The organism is Dietzia kunjamensis, assembly GCF_045689975.1.
GTDB classification, from domain to species: Bacteria; Actinomycetota; Actinomycetes; order Mycobacteriales; family Mycobacteriaceae; genus Dietzia; species Dietzia kunjamensis.
In genome coordinates this window covers 1,941,612-1,959,648 of sequence record NZ_CP143297.1, presented here as the reverse complement: position 1 = coordinate 1,959,648, position 18,037 = coordinate 1,941,612, and the positions used below count along the sequence as shown (strand labels likewise).

Annotated in this window: 13 protein-coding genes and 1 tRNA gene; 12 read left to right on the top strand and 2 right to left on the bottom strand. The window is 70.9% G+C overall.

Features of this window, described 5'->3' with window-relative positions:
* Nucleotides 1-5: 5 nt before the first annotated feature.
* The 3 genes from VZF99_RS09090 to VZF99_RS09080 all read left to right on the top strand — a co-directional run bounded on the left by VZF99_RS09090 (nt 6) and on the right by VZF99_RS09080 (nt 4,382).
* Nucleotides 6-1,193, top strand: coding sequence for a metallophosphoesterase (locus VZF99_RS09090; RefSeq protein WP_096905245.1), 1,188 nt, complete (start codon nt 6-8; stop codon nt 1,191-1,193).
* Complete coding sequence (locus VZF99_RS09085) at nt 1,190-3,826, top strand: AAA family ATPase (protein WP_407334570.1); 2,637 nt, start codon at nt 1,190-1,192, stop codon at nt 3,824-3,826. Before VZF99_RS09090 ends, VZF99_RS09085 begins: the two co-directional genes overlap by 4 nt.
* A 76-nt stretch (nt 3,827-3,902) precedes the next feature.
* Nucleotides 3,903-4,382: a MarR family winged helix-turn-helix transcriptional regulator gene (locus VZF99_RS09080; RefSeq protein ID WP_067718370.1), complete on the top strand. Its 480-nt coding sequence runs from the start codon at nt 3,903-3,905 to the stop codon at nt 4,380-4,382.
* A 61-nt stretch (nt 4,383-4,443) separates the two neighbouring features.
* On the opposite strand, the gene VZF99_RS09075 is transcribed toward VZF99_RS09080, so the two are convergent.
* Nucleotides 4,444-4,516 (bottom strand) — tRNA-Arg (locus VZF99_RS09075).
* Nucleotides 4,517-4,709: 193 nt separating this feature from the next.
* Between VZF99_RS09075 and argS the strand changes: the two genes are divergently transcribed.
* The 5 genes from argS to thrB are packed head-to-tail and all read left to right on the top strand — an operon-like array spanning nt 4,710 to nt 11,164.
* Nucleotides 4,710-6,362, top strand: coding sequence for an arginine--tRNA ligase (gene argS / locus VZF99_RS09070; protein WP_120283609.1), 1,653 nt, complete (start codon nt 4,710-4,712; stop codon nt 6,360-6,362).
* Nucleotides 6,359-7,777: a diaminopimelate decarboxylase gene (gene lysA, locus VZF99_RS09065; protein ID WP_120283607.1), complete on the top strand. Its 1,419-nt coding sequence runs from the start codon at nt 6,359-6,361 to the stop codon at nt 7,775-7,777. The genes argS and lysA overlap by 4 nt, the downstream gene beginning before the upstream one ends.
* Nucleotides 7,774-9,126: a homoserine dehydrogenase gene (locus VZF99_RS09060; protein WP_067718363.1), complete on the top strand. Its 1,353-nt coding sequence runs from the start codon at nt 7,774-7,776 to the stop codon at nt 9,124-9,126. The genes lysA and VZF99_RS09060 overlap by 4 nt, the downstream gene beginning before the upstream one ends.
* Nucleotides 9,123-10,205: a threonine synthase gene (gene thrC, locus VZF99_RS09055; RefSeq protein WP_120283603.1), complete on the top strand. Its 1,083-nt coding sequence runs from the start codon at nt 9,123-9,125 to the stop codon at nt 10,203-10,205. Before VZF99_RS09060 ends, thrC begins: the two co-directional genes overlap by 4 nt.
* Nucleotides 10,202-11,164, top strand: coding sequence for a homoserine kinase (gene thrB / locus VZF99_RS09050; RefSeq protein WP_120283601.1), 963 nt, complete (start codon nt 10,202-10,204; stop codon nt 11,162-11,164). Before thrC ends, thrB begins: the two co-directional genes overlap by 4 nt.
* Before the next feature lie 64 nt (nt 11,165-11,228).
* Here the strand turns inward: thrB and VZF99_RS09045 are convergent, their stop codons facing one another.
* Nucleotides 11,229-12,890, bottom strand: a complete 1,662-nt coding sequence (locus VZF99_RS09045) for a long-chain-fatty-acid--CoA ligase (RefSeq protein ID WP_407334569.1) — start codon at nt 12,888-12,890, stop codon at nt 11,229-11,231.
* Nucleotides 12,891-13,323: 433 nt separating this feature from the next.
* Between VZF99_RS09045 and rho the strand changes: the two genes are divergently transcribed.
* From rho to VZF99_RS09025, 4 genes are read left to right on the top strand one after another with little or no spacing between them, the layout of a single operon-like run.
* Complete coding sequence (gene rho, locus VZF99_RS09040; protein ID WP_407334568.1) at nt 13,324-15,324, top strand: transcription termination factor Rho; 2,001 nt, start codon at nt 13,324-13,326, stop codon at nt 15,322-15,324.
* Complete coding sequence (prfA, locus tag VZF99_RS09035; protein WP_206472374.1) at nt 15,321-16,406, top strand: peptide chain release factor 1; 1,086 nt, start codon at nt 15,321-15,323, stop codon at nt 16,404-16,406. The genes rho and prfA overlap by 4 nt, the downstream gene beginning before the upstream one ends.
* A gap of 3 nt (nt 16,407-16,409) precedes the next feature.
* Nucleotides 16,410-17,387, top strand: a complete 978-nt coding sequence (gene prmC, locus VZF99_RS09030) for a peptide chain release factor N(5)-glutamine methyltransferase (RefSeq protein WP_407334567.1) — start codon at nt 16,410-16,412, stop codon at nt 17,385-17,387.
* The gene (locus tag VZF99_RS09025; RefSeq protein ID WP_067718348.1) at nt 17,384-18,037 is read left to right on the top strand and encodes an L-threonylcarbamoyladenylate synthase; all 654 of its coding nucleotides are present in this window, start codon (nt 17,384-17,386) and stop codon (nt 18,035-18,037) included. Before prmC ends, VZF99_RS09025 begins: the two co-directional genes overlap by 4 nt.

Sequence of the window (18,037 nt, the reverse complement as noted above, 5' to 3'; positions counted from 1 at the left end):
CGGCCATGACCAACCCACGGGACGGCGACGCCATCCGATTCCTCCACTCAGCCGATTGGCAGCTCGGTATGACCCGGCGGTTCCTCGGAGACGAGTCCCAGGCCGTCTTCACGGCGGACAGGCTCGCGGCCGTGGAGGCACTCGGTGGGTTGGCGGAGCGACACGGGGCACAGTTCGTGGTGGTCGCGGGCGACGTGTTCGAGGACAACGCGGTGCCCCGGTCGGTGGTACTCCGCGCGGTCGAGGCCCTGTCCGCGTTCCCGGTGCCGGTGCTGGTGCTGCCGGGCAACCACGACCCACTGGACGTGTCCTCGGTGTTCCGGTGCAGGGACTTCTCCCCGGCGCTCGAGGGCGGGGCCGTCGTGGTCCTCGACGGTTCGGGCCCGGTCGAGATCGTCCCCGGCGTCGAGGTGGTCGGCGTCCCGTGGACGTCCAAGCGCCCGGACCCCTCGCGGTTACCGGCGCTTCTGGCGTCTCTCGAACCCACTGACTCCGTGCGGGTCCTCGTGGCGCACGGGGGTACCGACGAGATCTACGGAGGGCACTCCCCGTCGGTGGAGGCGATCGCCGTGGCTTCGCTGGAGGAGGCGATCGAGTCCCGCCGCCTGGACTACGTGGCGCTCGGGGACAGGCACTCGGTCACCCGCGTGGGCTCCGGCGGGCGCATCTGGTTCTCGGGGAGTCCGGAGACCACGGACTTCGACGACGTGGAGAAGGACTCCGGCAACGTCCTGCTGGTCGAGCTCGGTGGGAGAGGTCCGTCGGGGGAGAGGCGAGCGTGCGAGGTCACCCCGCTGGCGACGGGCCGGTGGTCCTTCCTGGCGGTGGACGCGGAGATCGATACGGACGGGGACCTCGACTCCCTCGCCGAGCGGATCGAGGCGGTGCAGGACAAGCCGCGCACCGTGCTGAAACTGGGGCTGACCGGCACCGTCGGGGTGGCCCTGCGCGCGCGGATCGATGCGCTCCTGGAGACCTGGGACGCGGTGTTCGCCTCCGCGTACCTGCGCCAGTCACGTACCCACCTCGTGGTCCGCGCGGAGGACTCGGACTTCACGGATCTCGTGGACGGGTACGCGGGTCGCGCGGTCGCGGACCTCGTCGACATGGCGGCCACCGGCGGGGTGGACGCCGAGGATGCCGGGCACGCCCTGAGCTTGCTGTACCGGCTCGTGGACGGGGGAACGCGATGATCCTGCACCGGTTGACGATCGAGGACTTCCGCGGGGTGGTGCGCGAAGAGGTCGACCTGCCCCCACGTGGGGTGCTGGTGATCGAGGGCCCCAACGAGTCGGGGAAGACCAGCCTCATGGACGCCCTCGAGATGCTGCTCGAGCACAAGGCCTCGTCCGGGCGTGCCGAGATCAAGGCCGCCAGCCCTGTCGGCAGGGACGTCCCCGTGGTGGTGGAGGCCGAGTTCTCCGTCGACGGCGAACGGATGCGCTACCGCAAGGAGTTCGTCCGCGGCAAACGCACCTCCCTCGAGTTCCCGGGTTCGGCACGCACGGCGATGGCGGGAGACGACGCCCACGACTTCGTCCGCGACCTGTTGGACCGTCAGGTCGACAGGTCACTGTGGCGCGCCCTGCGCATAGCCCAGGACGAACCTCTGGGCCAGGTCGACGCGGCCAAGGGTATGGACTCTCTCCGCCGCGCGTTGGACGCCGCGGCGGGCGGTGAGGACCCGACCGGCGACGACTCGCTGGTCGAGCGCGTCGCGGAGGAACGCAATCGCTATCTCACTGCGCGGCGGGGCGAGCCGACCGGTGACCTGGCGCGGTCGGAGTCCCGGCTCACCGAGGCACGTGCGGCGCTCTCCGAGGCACGGGCCCGGCACTCGGAACTCGACGCGGCGGTCGCGGACCACGAAGCCCGGTCCGCAGTCCATCGCGCGCGACTCGACTCGCTCGCCACGCTCGAGAAGGAAGTCGGGCGTCTCGAGGCCGCGGGCCGGGCAGTCGCGGACCTCAGAGGGGTCAGCGCATCCGCCGATGCCGAGGTCGACCGGGCGGTGGCCGCGCATGACGCCGCGCTGCGCGAGCAACGAGAGCGTCGGGAACTCATCGACAGGGCGATGACCGAACAGCGGAGGGAGACCGATCTGCGGGCGGCCGCCGCCACCGCGGCCGAGAGGCTGGAACCCGCCCAGCAGCGGGCCCGTCGGGCGAGGGCCGAACTGGAGGCGGCGGAGAAGCGAGTGATCCGGGCCCGCACCCGCCTCGATGCCGCACGCGCGGTCGAGGAGGGCGACCGCAGGCGTGCGGACCTCGAGCACCTGGAACGACTGCTCGGGACCCTGACAGAGGTGGGGGACGAGCTGCGCCGCAAGGAGGCGGAGCTCGCCGCGGTCGACGTCGCCGATGACTCGGTCGACGCCATCCGCCGCGCGGACGAGACGCTGCGGGAGGCCGTCATCCGGTCCGCAGCCAGTGCTCCCCGGGTGGAGATCACCGGTGAGGGCGAGTTCCGGGTCGGAGGGGAGGGACTCGACGCCTCTGCGGGGTGGACGCACGAGATCGTGGAGGACACCGTCTTCGAGGTCGGGACGGTCTCGCTGACTGTCGTCCCCGCGGGTGACACGGACTCCGTCCGACGGGACGAGCAGTCCGCTCGCCTCCGGCTGGACCACCTTCTCGCGGAGCTCGGTGTGGAGAACCCCACGGAGGCGGAGGAACGCTCCCGGCGGGCGGGCGCCCTGCGTGCCGAGATCGAGGCACTGCGTCGACGGCGATCGGACCTCCTCGGCGGCGAGACGGCGGATGATCTCACCGCGAGGCGGGACGACCTGCGCTCACGGGTCCCGGCCGGGACCGTGCCGTCCGGCCAGGTTGCGGAGGGGCGGGAAGGCGGGGCCGTCGCGGAGGGGGAGGGTGATCCGGAGACCGAGTACGCCGCCGCGGAGGAATCGGTCGTCCGCTGCAGGGCGGAGGATCGCGCCGCATCCGCCGAGGCCGAAACACTCCGCACCGAGTACGCGACCCGTATCGCACTGGCAGACGAGGCAGCCGGCCGGCACGGTGAGTGCGGGGAGGCGCTGTCGGCCGCGCGTGACGCCGCCCCGGATCTCAGCCTCGAGGAGAGGGCGGGGGAGGCGCGCCTCCGGGCAGAGACCGCCCGTGGGAAGGCACGGGAGGCGAAGGCGGAATTGGACGAGGCGCTCGCCGACGCGCCGCCCGGTCTGCTGGACAACGCCCGGGCCTCACTGTCCTCACTGGCCGCCGAGGAACGCGAATCGGCTGCTGCCGTCGCCACGTCGATGGGCCGGGTCAACGCGATCGGCGACCAGGGCCGGCTCGAGGGGGTCGCTTCCGCCGAGCGCGAACTCGAGGCGGCGGAGAGGGAGAATGCAGCGCTGTGGCGCCGAGCCCGTGCGGCGGACCTGCTCCACCGCACACTCGCGGCGCGTCGATCGGAGGCTCTGCTCGCGTACCAGGCCCCGTTCCACAGGGCGGTCGTCGAACTCGGTTCCCTCGTGTACGGGCGTGACTTCGACGTCAGGCTCGGCGAGGATCTGACCATCCTGTCCAGGCGGGTCGGGGATGTGACCGTCGACTACGAATCGCTGTCCGGGGGCGCCAGGGAGCAGTTGGCGGTGATCGTCCGGATCGCCTGTGCGCGACTCGTCGGTGACGACGGCGTCCCCGTTTTCCTCGACGACACCATGGGTTATACGGATCCCTCTCGCCGACTCACCATGGGAGCGGTCATCGCCGCGGCTGCGGCGACGTCACAGGTCATCGTGCTCACGTGCGACCGCGCCCGGTTCGCGGGCATCGGGGGCGCACACACCCACGTCATGCAGAGGTCTGGCGCCGATCGCGAGTGAACGCCGTTGACGGCGGCGGGCGCCCCGGAGCGGTGGTGGAGGAATGCCGAGTGGGTCGTCGTGCTGTAATAGCCCCATGACGGAGACACGCTGGTTGAGCGATGACGAGCAGCGCATGTGGCGCCGGTACCGCGATGTGAACCAACTGCTCGAACTCGCCATGGAGCGCCAACTCCAGCGGGACGCCTCGATGTCTCAATCCGATTACTCGGTTCTGGTGAGCCTCAGTGAGGCAGACAACCGGGGACTCCGGGCGAGGGAACTCGGCGCCGCACTCGGCTGGGACCGCAGCCGGGTCTCTCACCAGGTCCGGCGTATGGAGGGGCGCGGCCTGGTGGCCAAGGGAGAATGCGCGGAGGACGGTCGCGGGACCGTCGTCACCCTCACCGAGGCGGGCGCCCAGGCGATCGCGTCAGTGGCCCCCAAGCACGTCGAGAAGGTCCGGGAGCTGTTCATCGACGTGCTCTCCGAGCACGAGGTACTCGCACTCACCGACATTTACGAGCGAATCGTCGACCGCATCGGTGAGGTGGACGGAATCACCCGGCCCACCTGACGCGGAGCGGGAGAGACGAGAAGGGCCCGGGCAATTGCCCGGGCCCTTCTCGTTTTGCTTGTGCCCCCGAAGGGAATCGAACCCCTGACCTTTGGTACCGGAAACCAACGCTCTATCCCCTGAGCTACGAGGGCGGGATACCGACCCTCACGGGCCGGAGGCCGCTCCAGCGGACGCCCCGCACTGGCGGGGATCGCTCGAACAGCGAGACTGATCGTAGCACCGGCGGTCGGGCAGGGCCGCATCGGGCCCGTCGGGGCTCGGACGGGTCGCCCGGGCAGACGTCCGATTCCCCCCGCGACGTGCCGACACCTAGGATAGGAAGACGTGACTCCCGCCGATCTCGCCGCCGTCATCCGCGCCGCCCTCATCTCCGTTCTCGCCGACCGCGGGGCCGACACGTCGGTCGTTCCGGAGTCGGTGACGGTGGAGCGGCCGCGCAACCCCGAGCACGGGGACTACGCGACGAACATCGCTCTCCAACTGGCCAAGAAGGTGGGGTCGGCCCCTCGCGAACTGGCGCAGGATCTCGCGACCGCGCTGGTGGCCGACCCGGGCGTGGCCTCGGCCGAGATCGCGGGACCGGGGTTCCTCAACATCCGTCTCGATTCCGGGGCCCAGGGCTCGCTCGTCGCCACCGTGCTCTCCGCGGGCGAGGAGTACGGCAACGGGGACGCGATGGCCGGCCGCCGGGTGAACCTGGAGTTCGTCTCCGCGAACCCCACCGGGCCCATCCACCTGGGCGGAACACGCTGGGCGGCGGTCGGTGACGCCCTCGGTCGTGTGCTCGAGGCCTCCGGCGCAGCGGTCACGCGTGAGTACTACTTCAACGACCACGGTGCGCAGATCGACCGCTTCAGCCGTTCGCTGGCCGCGGCTGCTCGCGGCGAGGTGACCCCCGAGGACGGCTACGCGGGGGCGTACATCCAGGACATCGCGTCGAACGTGGTCGCCGAGCACCCGGACGTGCTGGAGCAGCCGGAGTCCGAGGCCCTCGAGACGTTCCGAGCGGTCGGCGTGGACCTGATGTTCAGCCACATCAAGAACTCGCTGGCCGAGTTCGGAACCGTCTTCGACGTCTACACCCACGAGAACTCGATGTTCACCTCCGGTGCGGTGGACCGCGCGATCGAGACGCTCAAGGGCAACGGGAACCTCTACGAATCCGAGGGCGCCTGGTGGCTCCGGTCCACCGCGTTCGGTGACGACAAGGACCGCGTGGTTCTCAAGTCCGACGGCGACGCCGCCTACATCGCCGGTGACATCGCCTACTTCCTCGACAAGCGCGAACGCGGCTTCGACCTGTGCATCTACATGTTGGGAGCCGACCACCACGGGTACATCGCCCGGCTCAAGGCCGCCGCAGCGGCCCTGGGCGATGACCCGGCGACGATCGAGGTGCTCATCGGTCAGATGGTCAACCTCGTCAGGGACGGCGCCCCGGTCAAGATGAGCAAGCGGGCGGGAACCGTCATCACGCTCGACGACCTCGTCGACGCCATCGGCGTCGATGCCGCGCGGTACGCGCTGATCCGGTCCTCGGTCGACCAGACGATGGACATCGACCTGGCGCTGTGGACGTCGGCGACGAACGACAACCCCGTCTTCTACGTGCAGTACGCGCACGCCCGTCTCTGCTCCCTGGCGCGCAACGCCGCCGATCTGGGGGTCACCCCCGAGGGCGCGGACCTGGCGCTGCTCACCGAGGACCGGGAGGGTGCGCTCATCCGCACCATCGGTGAATTCCCCCGGGTCGTCGCCAGCGCCGCGGACCTGCGCGAGCCCCACCGTATCGCGCGCTACCTCGAGGAGTTGGCCGCCGCGTATCACCGCTTCTACGACACCTGTCGTGTGCTGCCGATGGGTGACGAGGAGCCGGGCCCGCTGCACGCCGCCCGGTTCGCGTTGAGTACGGCCACCCGGCAGACCCTCGCGAACGGACTCCGCCTGATCGGCGTCAGCGCACCGGAGAAGATGTGAGCGCCCACCCCGCCGGGGCCCGGCACGAGGTCCCGCACGCGCCGGGGATCGGTGAGCGGCCCGCCGACGCGAACGACATCATGGCACTGGCGCCCTCCGTGTGGCCACGCGGTGCCGACCGGCGCGACGACGGAGTGGTGGAGTTCGCGGGTGTCACCGCGGGCGAGCTCGCCGCGGAGTTCGGTACGCCACTGTTCGTGATCGACGAGGACGATTTCCGCTCCCGGTGCCGCGAGATGGCGGAGGCGTTCGGCGGGGCGGACCGCGTGCACTACGCATCCAAGGCGTTCCTGACCACGGAGACTGCTCGCTGGGTCGCCGAGGAGGGGCTGGGGCTGGACGTCGCCTCGGGCGGCGAGCTCGCGATCGCGCTGAGGGCCGGGTTCCCGCCCGAACGGATCACCGTCCACGGAAACAACAAGTCAGCGGACGAGCTGCGCCTGGCCGTCCGCAGTGGCGTCGCCCACGTCGTGATCGACGCGATGTCGGAGATCGAGATGCTCGACCGGATCGCCGGTGAGGAGGGCGTCGTCCAGGACGTGTTCATCCGGGTCACGGTCGGTGTCGAGGCCCACACCCACGAGTTCATCGCGACCGCCCACGAGGACCAGAAGTTCGGCTTCTCGCTCGCGGGCGGTGCGGCAATGCAGGCCGTCCGCGCGGTGTTCGACGCGCCGAACATCCGGCTGACCGGGCTGCACAGTCACATCGGGTCCCAGATCTTCGACATCGACGGGTTCGAACTCGCGGCGCGACGGGTGATCGGACTGCTGCGCGAGATCGTCGACGAGTTCGGCGCCGAGCGGACAGCTCAGCTCGACCACCTCGATCTCGGCGGCGGTCTCGGCATCAGCTACGTCTCGTCGGACGATCCGCCGCCGGTGGCCCAGTTGGCGGCGTCCCTGCGGGAGATCGTCGAGGGTTTCGCCCGGGATGCCGGGCTCGTCCCGCCGACGCTGGTCGTCGAGCCCGGTCGTGCCATCGCCGGCCCGGGCACGGTCACGCTGTACGAGGTGGGCGTGGTCAAGGACGTCGAGCTCGCGGGCGGGGAGAACCGGCGCTACATCAGTGTCGACGGTGGGATGAGTGACAACATCCGCACGGCCCTGTACGACGCCGTCTACGACGCCCGGCTGGTGGGACGCTCGTCAGACGCCGAGCCGGTGGTGTCCAGGCTGGTCGGCAAACACTGCGAGAGCGGCGACGTGGTGGTGCGCGACCTGTGGATGCCGGAGGACGTGGGTGGCGGTGACCTGGTGGCCGTCGCGGCCACGGGCGCATACTGCTACTCCATGTCGAGCCGATACAACATGATCGGGCGACCCGCCGTGGTGGCGGTGCGCGACGGGCGGGCACGATTGGTGCTGCGCCGTGAGACCCTGGACGATCTGACGAGCCTGGAGGTGGGACAGTGAGCGACGCAAGCGCGTCAGGCGTGCGACCCGTGGGGGTGGCGGTGCTCGGGATGGGCACCGTCGGATCCGAGGTCATCCGCTACATGACCGAGAACGCCGACGCACTGGCGGCCCGCATCGGCGCGCCCCTGGCCCTCCGCGGCGTGGCGGTGCGCGATCTCACCAAGGATCGCGGGCTCGATCCGGACCTGCTCACCGCGGACCCGTCGTCGTTGGTCGCGCGCGACGACGTCGACGTCGTCGTGGAGCTCATGGGCGGCATCGACGTGCCGCGTCCGCTCCTCCTCGAGGCGCTGCGTCACGGCAAGGCCGTGGTGACGGCCAACAAGGCGCTGCTCGCGGAGTACACGGACGAACTGGCGGCGGTGGCCGACTCCACGCACACCGATCTGTACTTCGAGGCGGCCGTGGCCGGTGCTATCCCGGTGATCGGCCCGCTGCGCCGATCGATGGCCGGCGACCAGGTGGAGCGCGTGCTGGGGATCGTCAACGGCACCACCAACTACATCCTGTCGGAGATGGGTTCGACCGGGGCCGACTACTCGGAGACCCTCGCGGAGGCCTCCCGTCTCGGGTACGCCGAGGCCGACCCCACGGCCGATGTCGAGGGGTATGACGCGGCCGCCAAGGCCGCCATCCTCGCGTCGATCGCGTTCCACAGCCGCGTCACCGCCGGGGATGTCTACCGCGAGGGCATCTCGCGGATCTCGCCGGACGACTTCGAGTCGGCCCGCGACATGGACTGCACCATCAAGCTGCTCGCCATCTGCGAGAAGCTCACCCAGTCGGACGGGTCCGAGGCCGTGTCGGCGCGCGTGTACCCGGCGCTGCTGCCCAACACCCACCCGCTCGCGACGGTGAACGGGGCGTTCAACGCCGTCGTCGTCGAGGCGGAGGCCGCCGGTCGACTCATGTTCTACGGTCAGGGTGCGGGAGGTTCCCCGACCGCCTCCGCGGTCCTGGGCGACATGGTCGCCGCCGCCCGCAACAAGGTCGGTGCGGGTCGCGCCCCGGGGGAGTCGACGTACGCCGCTCTTCCGGTCGCCTCCATGGACGAGATCTCGACGCGCTATCACGTGCGCATGCGGGTCGCCGACAAGCCGGGCGTGCTCGCCCTCGTCGCCGCCGAGTTCTCGCGGCACGGCGTCTCCATCGCACAGGTGCGACAGACCGAGGTCGAACTGCCGGAGACCGAGCTCGACGATGTCGAGCCCTCCGCGGAGCTCACCGTCCTGACCCACCGGGCGTCGGAGCGCGCGCTCTCCGACACCGTGGCAGCACTGTCGGATCAGGACGCCGTCACGGCCATCACCAGCGTCATCCGTCTCGAGGGAGTGGACACCGAATGAGCAACACCCACCAGCCCGTGCACAGCCGGTGGCCCGGCCTCATCGAGGCCTACCGCGACCGACTCCCGATCGGGGACGACTGGGAGCCGGTGACGCTCTACGAGGGCGGGACCCCGCTCATTCGCGCGACCCACCTGTCCGCCGTGACGGGTTGCGAGGTGTACCTCAAGGTCGAGGGCCTCAACCCGACCGGATCCTTCAAGGACCGGGGCATGACGATGGCGGTGACGGATGCCAAGGCTCGCGGCCAGAAGGCCGTCCTCTGCGCGTCGACTGGCAACACGTCCGCATCGGCGGCCGCCTTTGCCACCCGTGCCGGGATGGAGTGCGCCGTGCTCATCCCGCAGGGCAAGATCGCCGCCGGCAAGCTCGCCCAGGCCGTGATGCACGGGGCCACCATCATCCAGGTCGACGGCAACTTCGACGACTGCCTGGAGTTGGCCCGCAAGACCACCGCCACCTACGCCGAGATCGGGTTGGTCAACTCGGTCAACCCGGTCCGGATCGAGGGACAGAAGACGGCGGCGTTCGAGATCGTCGATGTTCTCGGGCGCGCCCCCGACCTGCACTTCCTGCCCGTCGGCAACGCGGGCAACATCACCGCGTACTGGAAGGGTTACACCGAGTACCACGCCGACGGGATCATCTCGTCCCGCCCGCGGATGATGGGTGTGCAGGCCGCCGGCGCCGCACCGCTGGTCGACGGCGCCCCGGTCAAGAACCCCGAGACCATCGCCACCGCCATCCGGATCGGCTCCCCGGCGTCGTGGAACGGCGCGGTGACCGCCCGCGACGAGTCCGGGGGGACGTTCCGCAAGCGCACCGACGAGCAGATCCTCGAGGCGTACCGCATGGTCGCAGGCAAGGATGCCGTCTATGTCGAGCCCGCCTCCGCGGCCTCGGTGGCGGGGTTGCTCGACGCGCACGCGGGCGGTGAGCTGGAGGCGGGACAGACCATCGTGTGCACCGTGACCGGCAACGGACTCAAGGACCCCGACACCGCCCTGCTGGGGATGCCCGAGGTCGAGGCCATCCCGGTGGATCCGTCGGCCGTCGCCGGCGCCCTCGGCCTGCAGTGAGCGAGGTGAGCGGTCCCGGCCCGGAGGTCTTCGGCAGCTCGGGTGGGCACATCCTGCCGGTCGGGCGCACGGTCACGATCGAGGTACCGGCGTCCAGCGCGAACCTCGGGCCGGGTTTCGACGCGCTCGGGGTGGCCCTGGGGCTGTACGACACGATCACGGTGACCACGATCGACTCCGGCCTCGAGCTGGAGGTGTCGGGGGAGGGCGCCGGTCAGGTTCCCGAGGACGCCTCGCACCTGGTGGCCAAGGCCGTCGAGGCCGGGCTGCGTGCCGGTGGTGTGGGTGTGCCGGGCGTACGGATCTCCTGCCGGAACGCGATCCCGCACTCCCGCGGTCTCGGGTCGTCGGCGTCCGCCGCGGTCGGCGGACTGGTCGCGGCGAACGGTCTGATGGGCGGGGTGCTGACGAACGACCACCTGGTCCAGCTCTCGAGCGAGTTCGAGGGCCACCCGGACAACGCGGCGGCCAGTGTCCTCGGCGGGGTCGTGGTGTCGTGGACGGAGCGCTCGGCGACCGGCGTGCACTACCGTGCGGTCCGCATGGAGGTGGATCCCTCGATCGTCGCCACCGTTCTGGTGCCGTCCGAGACGTCGTCGACCGCGCAGACCCGCGGCCTGCTCCCGGCCACCGTCCCGCACGAGGACGCGGCCTTCAACGCGAGCCGCGCCGCGCTGATGTCGGTCGCGCTCGCGGCCCATCCGGAGTTCCTGCTGGCCGCGACCGAGGATCGGCTCCACCAGTCCTACCGGGCCCCGGCCCTGGTCGGCACCACCGAGTGGGTCACCAGACTGCGTGAGCGGGGTCTCGCGGCGACGGTCTCCGGCGCCGGCCCGACCGTGCTGGTGTTGGGCACCGACGGGTTGCCGACCGACCTGCGCGCCGATGCCGCGGCGCAGGGATGGACGGTGCTGGACCTGCAGATCGCGGACGGTGCCCGGGTCGTGGCCGGAGACTGACACCCGGTCGGGCGACGCCCCGTCCGATCGGTAGAGCGTCCCTTCGAGACCCCGTCGGAGGGATTCAGTCGGACGCCTCCGGGGCGATCGTCGTGATCTCGTAGTCGCCCGCGGCGTGGCGCGCCCGGATCCTGATCTTGTCGAACTTTCCGACCGTGGTCTGCGGGATGTGGTCGACGAAAGCCCAGTGATCCGGGCGCTTCCAGTTCTCCACGACGCCCTCGAGACCCTCCCAGAGGGCGCGGGCGGACGCGGTCGCCCCGGTCTTGAGCTGGACCAGGACGAGCGGCCGGTTGCCCCAGCGTTCGTCCGGGACACCGACCACGGCCACCTCTGCGACCCGGTCGTCGAGCAGGACCGCGTGTTCGAGTTCGACCGTCGAGATCAGTTCACCGCCGGAGGCGATGATGTCGTCGACCCGGTCCACCACGTCGAGGTAGCCCTTGGGGGAGATGCTGGCCACGTCCCCGGTGCGTAGCCATCCGTCGACGAAGCGATCGGAGGCCTCGTCGCCGAGGTAGCGGGCCGTCACCCACGGGCCGCGGATCTGGAGTTCGCCGACGGACCACCCGTCGTTGTGCTGGACCCGGCCGCCGTCCACGATGCGTGCCTTCACTCCGGCGGGGAACCGTCCCTGACCGAGCATCTGTGCGCGTCGCCGGGTCGCGGAGGAGTGGGGGTCCGGTCGCGCGAACGTCGCGATGGGGCTGGACTCGGTGAGTCCGTAGGCCTGCATGATCGTGACCCCGTGACGCTCGACGAACGCGTCGAACAGGGCCTCGGGGACGGGTGATCCGCCGACGAAGACCTCGCTGAGATGCGCGATCGATTGCGGATGGTTCTCCAGCCGCCGGAGTAGCCGTTGGAGGGTGGCCGGTGTGGTGGCCATCTTGTTCGGCCTGTATGTGCGCAGCAGGTCGGCCATGTCGTGGCCGGTGGTGAGCACCCGGCCGGGCCGTGGTCGCGCGGTGATGAGGCCGGCGCCGGTCATGAAGGCGGCGTACGGCAGCCCCCAGGACATGACGTGGTACATCGGCACGGTGGTCAGGACGGTGTCGCCGCTGCGCAGGGCCGCGCTCTCGGCCATGGACATCTGCATGGAGTGCAGCCAGATGGACCGGTGGGTGTAGGCGACGCCCTTGGACGCGCCGGTGGTGCCGGAGGTGTAGGCGATCGCCGCGGCGGAGCGTTCATCGAGGTCGGGCCACGGGTAGGTGGTGGGTTGGCCGTCGAGGAGGGTCTCGAGGGCGTGGACGTCGGCATCGAGCTCGCCGAGGTCTGGGGGTACCTGACCGTCGACGACGACGAGGTGGCGCAGCGAATCGAGCTGCGCGGCCACCGGGAGTACCGAGGAGAGCAGCTCCGGGTCGACGAGTACGACCGACACCCGGTTGTCGCTCAGGACGGAGAGCATGAACTCCCGCGAGCGGAGGACGTTCACCGGGAGGGCGACCGCGCCCATCGCGGGGAGGGCGAACATCGCCTCGACGACCTCGGTGCGGCTGCCGGACAGGATGCCCACCACATCGCCGGGTCGTACCCCGAGCCCGGCGAGGGCGTGCGCGGTGGCGGCCGCGCGGGAGGCCAGCACGTCGTATCGCACCGGACGGGGTTCCAGGTCGCCGACGAATCCGGTGACAGTGGACCCACCGTGTCGTTCCGCCGCGTGCTCGAGGATCCGGGACACGAGCAGTGGCGTGTCCAGCATCGTTCCGAGCACGGTCACCTCCGAGGTCGTGTGGCCCTTGTCGTGTGCTGTACGTTACCGCCCGCATCCGACGCGGTGAGCGCCAGTCGCGACTCGCGGAAGGGGGACCTGCGCGCGATCGGCCACAGAGTAGTATGCTTGCACCCAGCCACGGGCGCCCGGTCGTCCCAGCATTCCGAGTCAATCCTCGCAGCACCCTCCGCACTAGGTCGGTGTGGTGTGGATCGGACTCGGTGGGACAGGCCGATCGGCGAGTGGCGTACAGGGATCCCCACTATCGAGCGGTTCTCCCCTCACGAGGATCCCCCTCAGACGAAAGATCCGTGTCCGGCCACGTTGCCGCCACGGAAGGCCCCAGCGGCCACCCCGGGACGCCGAGTCCGCTTCCCGGACACCTGCTCGATGCGAGGCGGCGTACACCGCCCCGGCCCCGGGCCCAGAAAGGATCCCCGTGACCTCGACGGACACCACTTCCACGCCAGCACAGGGTGCCTCGCTGTCGGCGATGCGCCTGAACGACCTCAAGTCGCTGGCCCAGCAGATGGGCCTCAAAGGCCTGTCGGGTAAGCGCAAGGGCGACCTCGTCGCGATGATCGAGGGCGCCCGGGGTGGCAGGCCCGCGCCGGCCCGTGAGCCCGCCCCGAATACCGCGCCCGCCCCGAAAACCGAACCCGCGGTGGCCGACGAGCCTGCGGCGAAGGCCGAGTCGGCTCCGGAGAAGACGCCGGACCGCGATGAGGCGTCTGCACGAGACGAGGCGTCTGCACGGAGCGGGGCGCCCGCCCCGCAGACCGAGTCCGGCCGACGGGATCGTGGCGACAGGGCCGGGGGCGGTGCGGAGAACCCCCGGGGCGAGTCGGATGACTCCGACTCCGGTCGCCAGGGGGACCGGTCCCGTCGCGAGGACGGCAACCGCGGTGGCGGGCAGCGTCAGGGGCGTAACCAGCAGAACCGGGATCAGCAGGGCGGCCGCAACCGCGATCAGCAGGGCGGGCGCAACGACCAGGGCAACCAGGGCGGCAACCGCGATCAGCAGGGCGGGCGCAACGACCAGGGCAACCAGGGCGGCAACCGCGATCAGCAGAGCGGCCGCAACGACCAGTCCGACCAGGGCGGCGGCGATAACGGCCCCCGCGGTGACGGTCAGAACCGTGATGACGACGGAGGGGGCCGCGGCCGTCGCAGCCGCCGCCGTCGCGAGCGCAATCGCGGCGGGGGGCGCCCGGCCGAGGGTGAGACGGAGGTGCGGGACGACGACGTCCTGCAGCCGGTCGCGGGCATCCTCGACGTGCTGGACAACTACGCGTTCGTCCGCACGTCCGGCTACTTGGCGGGACCCAACGACGTCTACGTCTCCATGAACATGATCCGTCGTCACGGCCTGCGTCGCGGTGACGCGATCACCGGCGCGGTGAAGATGCCCCGCGACGGCCAGAACGACGGCCAGGGCGGCGGCCAAGGCGGCGGCGGGGGCCAGGGTGGCGGCAAGAACCGTCAGAAGTTCAACCCGCTGGTTCGCATCGACACCGTCAACGGTGGCCCGGTGGACCAGGTTCGCAACCGCCCGGACTTCGCGAAGCTCACCCCGCTGTACCCCAACCAGCGGCTGCGCCTGGAGACCGAGAAGAACATCATCTCGACCCGCGTGATCGACCTGATCATGCCGATCGGCAAGGGGCAGCGCGCGCTGATCGTCTCCCCGCCCAAGGCCGGTAAGACCACGATCCTGCAGAACATCGCCAACTCGATCGCGGTCAACAACCCGGAGTGCCACCTCATGGTCGTCCTCGTCGACGAGCGGCCGGAGGAGGTCACCGACATGCAGCGTTCGGTGAAGGGCGAGGTCATCGCCTCGACCTTCGACCGTCCGCCGTCGGACCACACCCAGGTCGCGGAGCTCGCGATCGAGCGGGCCAAGCGTCTGGTGGAGATGGGGCAGGACGTCGTCGTCCTCCTCGACTCCATCACGCGACTCGGCCGCGCCTACAACAACTCCTCGCCCGCCTCGGGTCGCATCCTGTCCGGCGGCGTCGACTCCACGGCCCTGTACCCGCCCAAGCGGTTCCTCGGCGCGGCGCGCAACATCGAGAACGGTGGATCGCTGACGATCATCTCCACCGCGATGGTGGAGACCGGCTCGGCCGGCGACACGGTGATCTTCGAGGAGTTCAAGGGCACCGGCAACGCCGAGCTCAAACTGGACCGTCGCATCGCCGAGCGGCGGGTGTTCCCCGCGGTCGACGTGGGACCCTCGGGGACGCGCAAGGAAGAGCTGCTCATGACCCCCGAGGAAGCCGGAATCATGCACAAGTTGCGCCGCGTGCTCTCGGGGCTGGACTCCCACCAGGCCATCGACCTGCTCATGTCGCAGTTGCGCAAGACCAACAACAACTACGAATTCCTGCTGCAGGTGGCCAAGACGACGCCCACCCTGCCGCAGGACGAGGAGTGAGCGGGAACGAGGGACGGTCGCCGTCCTCGATCGACGACGTCCTGGCCGAGTACGGGGGCCTCGAGGCGCAGTTGTCCGACCCCGCTCTGCACGAGGACGCCTCCGCCGCGCGCCGGGTGGGCAAGCGCTTCGCCGAGCTCACCCCGATCGTGCAGTGTCACCGTGCGTTGGTGTCCACGCGCGAGGACGCCGCGGCGGCGCGGGAGCTGGCCGGCGACGATTCCTCGTTCGCCGGGGAGGCCGAGGAGCTGGAGGCTGAGGCGGCCGAGCTCGAGACTCGCCTGGCCGACCTGCTGGCGCCCCGCGACCCACACGATGCGGACGACGTGGTCATGGAGATCAAGTCGGGGGAGGGCGGCGAGGAGTCCGCACTGTTCGCCGCCGACCTCGCCCGCATGTACACGCGGTACGCCGAGAAACACGGATGGGTGATCGAGGTCCTCGGCCTCACGGAGTCCGACCTCGGCGGGTACAAGGACGCGACCTTCTCCATCCGGGCTCGCCAGCCGTCTCGCGACGGGGTGTGGTCCCGCCTCAAGTTCGAGGGCGGGGTGCACCGGGTCCAGCGGGTGCCGGTCACCGAGTCCCAGGGCCGGGTCCACACCTCGGCCGCGGGCGTGTTCGTCTACCCGGAGCCCGAGGACGTGGGTCCGGTCGAGATCGACGAGTCCGACCTGCGCATCGACGTCTACCGCTCATCCGGCAAGGGCGGGCAGGGCGTCAACACCACCGACTCCGCGGTGCGGATCACCCACCTGCCCACCGGCACGGTCGTCACGTGTCAGAACGAACGCAGTCAGCTGCAGAACAAGCAACGCGCGCTACAGGTGCTCGCGGCGCGACTCCAGGCCGCCGCCGAGGAGGCCGCCAACGCCGAGGCGTCTGAAGGCCGGGCCACCCAGGTCCGCACCGTCGACCGGTCGGAGCGCATCCGCACCTACAACTTCCCGGAGAACCGCATCGCCGACCACCGGGTGGGTTTCAAGGCGCACAACCTCGACGCGGTGCTCGACGGGGACCTCGACGCGGTGCTCGACGCCCTCGCCACCGAGGAACGGCGGCGACGAATGGAAGAGGCCTAGGCCGTGAACCCGCGCCCGGCCGGGGTGACCGGGGTCGTGCGCTCGGCCGCGCAGGCGCTCGGTGCGGCGGGCGTCGACTCCGCGCACGTCGAGGCCCAGCTCATCTGTGCGCACGTGCTCGGCATCGACCGCACCCGGCTCATGCTCGCCGACGACCTCGACGCCGCCGCGGTGAGCGAGGTCGAGCGTATCGTCGCCGCCCGCGCCCGCGACCGGACCCCCCTGCAGTACCTGCTCGGCCGCGCGGTCTCCGGACGGCTCGAGTTGGCCGTCGGGCCGGGGGTGTTCATCCCGCGACCGGAGACCGAGTTGCTCGTCGAGTCGACGCTAGCGGCCCTGCCCGCACCGGGCCCCGGCCCCGGCCCGGTCGTGGTGGACCTCTGCGCCGGCAGCGGCACCCTCGCGTTGGAGATCGCCCACGCCCGGCCCGACGCCCGCGTCCACGCCGTCGAACTGCACGAGGCCGCGCTGGAGTGGCTGCGCCGCAACGCCGCCGAGCGCGCCGCCGCCGGGGACACCCCGATCGAGGTCCACCACGCCGACGCCACCGACGCCGACGTCCTCTCGCACCTGCGGGGCAGCGCCGCCGCCGTGGTGTCCAACCCCCCGTACATCCCGGTCACCGATGATCTCCCCGCCGACGTCCTCGGGCACGAGCCGGCGACGGCGCTGTTCGGGGGACGGGACGGCCTCGTCGTCGTCACCCCCCTCGTCGGCGTGGCCGCCGCCCTCCTCGTCCCGGGAGGGCACCTCGCCGTGGAGCACGACGACACCACCGGCGCCGCGGTCGCCGCGGTCGTGGCCGCGCAGGGGGGCTTCGGTACCGTGGAGCAGCACACCGACCTCGCCGGCCGACCGCGATTCGTCACCGCGACGCGACTCGACGCGGGCCACGACGACACACACGACGACGACCACGACGACGACAACGACGGCGACGACAAGGTCGACACGACAGTCCGGAAGGGGACCACCCGGTGACCATCACCTACGACTGCACCGAGGACACCGGCCGCGAGGTCGGTCTCAGTTCCGCTGCCGGCGCCCTGCGCTCGGGCCGGCTGGTCGTGACCCCCACCGACACGCTCTACGGCATCGCCGCCGATGCCTTCGACCCGGACGCGGTGGTCTCGCTGCTGTCCGCCAAGCGCCGTGGCCCGGACATGCCGGTGCCGGTCCTGGTCGGCTCGTGGGAGACCATCGACGGCCTCGTCGTGAGCACCCCGGCCGCCGCCCGCGACCTCATCCGCGCCTTCTGGCCGGGGGGCTTGAGTCTCATCGTGCACCAGGCACCGTCCCTGGGCTGGGACCTCGGCCAGACCCGCGGCACGGTCATGCTCCGGATGCCGCTGCACCCCGTCGCCATCGAACTCCTGCGCGAGGTCGGACCGCTCGCGGTGTCCAGTGCCAACGTCTCCGGTCAACCGCCGGCCACCACCGTGGCCCAGGCCCGGGAGCAGCTCGGCGACTCGGTGGCCGTGTACCTCGACGGCGGCCCGTGTGCGATCGGCCAGCCCTCGACGATCGTCGACCTCACCGGGCCCGGTCCGCGCATCGTCCGCGAGGGCGCGGTGACCGCCGAGCGCGTGGGAGAGGTCCTCGGCGTCGACCCCGCGGTCCTGCGCGGCTGA

Coding starts and splice junctions, on each gene's coding strand:
- VZF99_RS09090 (WP_096905245.1), top strand. CDS start 6: ATGACCAACCCACGGGACGGCGACGCCATCCGATTCCTCCACTCAGCC.
- VZF99_RS09085 (WP_407334570.1), top strand. CDS start 1,190: ATGATCCTGCACCGGTTGACGATCGAGGACTTCCGCGGGGTGGTGCGC.
- VZF99_RS09080 (WP_067718370.1), top strand. CDS start 3,903: ATGACGGAGACACGCTGGTTGAGCGATGACGAGCAGCGCATGTGGCGC.
- thrC (WP_120283603.1), top strand. CDS start 9,123: ATGAGCAACACCCACCAGCCCGTGCACAGCCGGTGGCCCGGCCTCATC.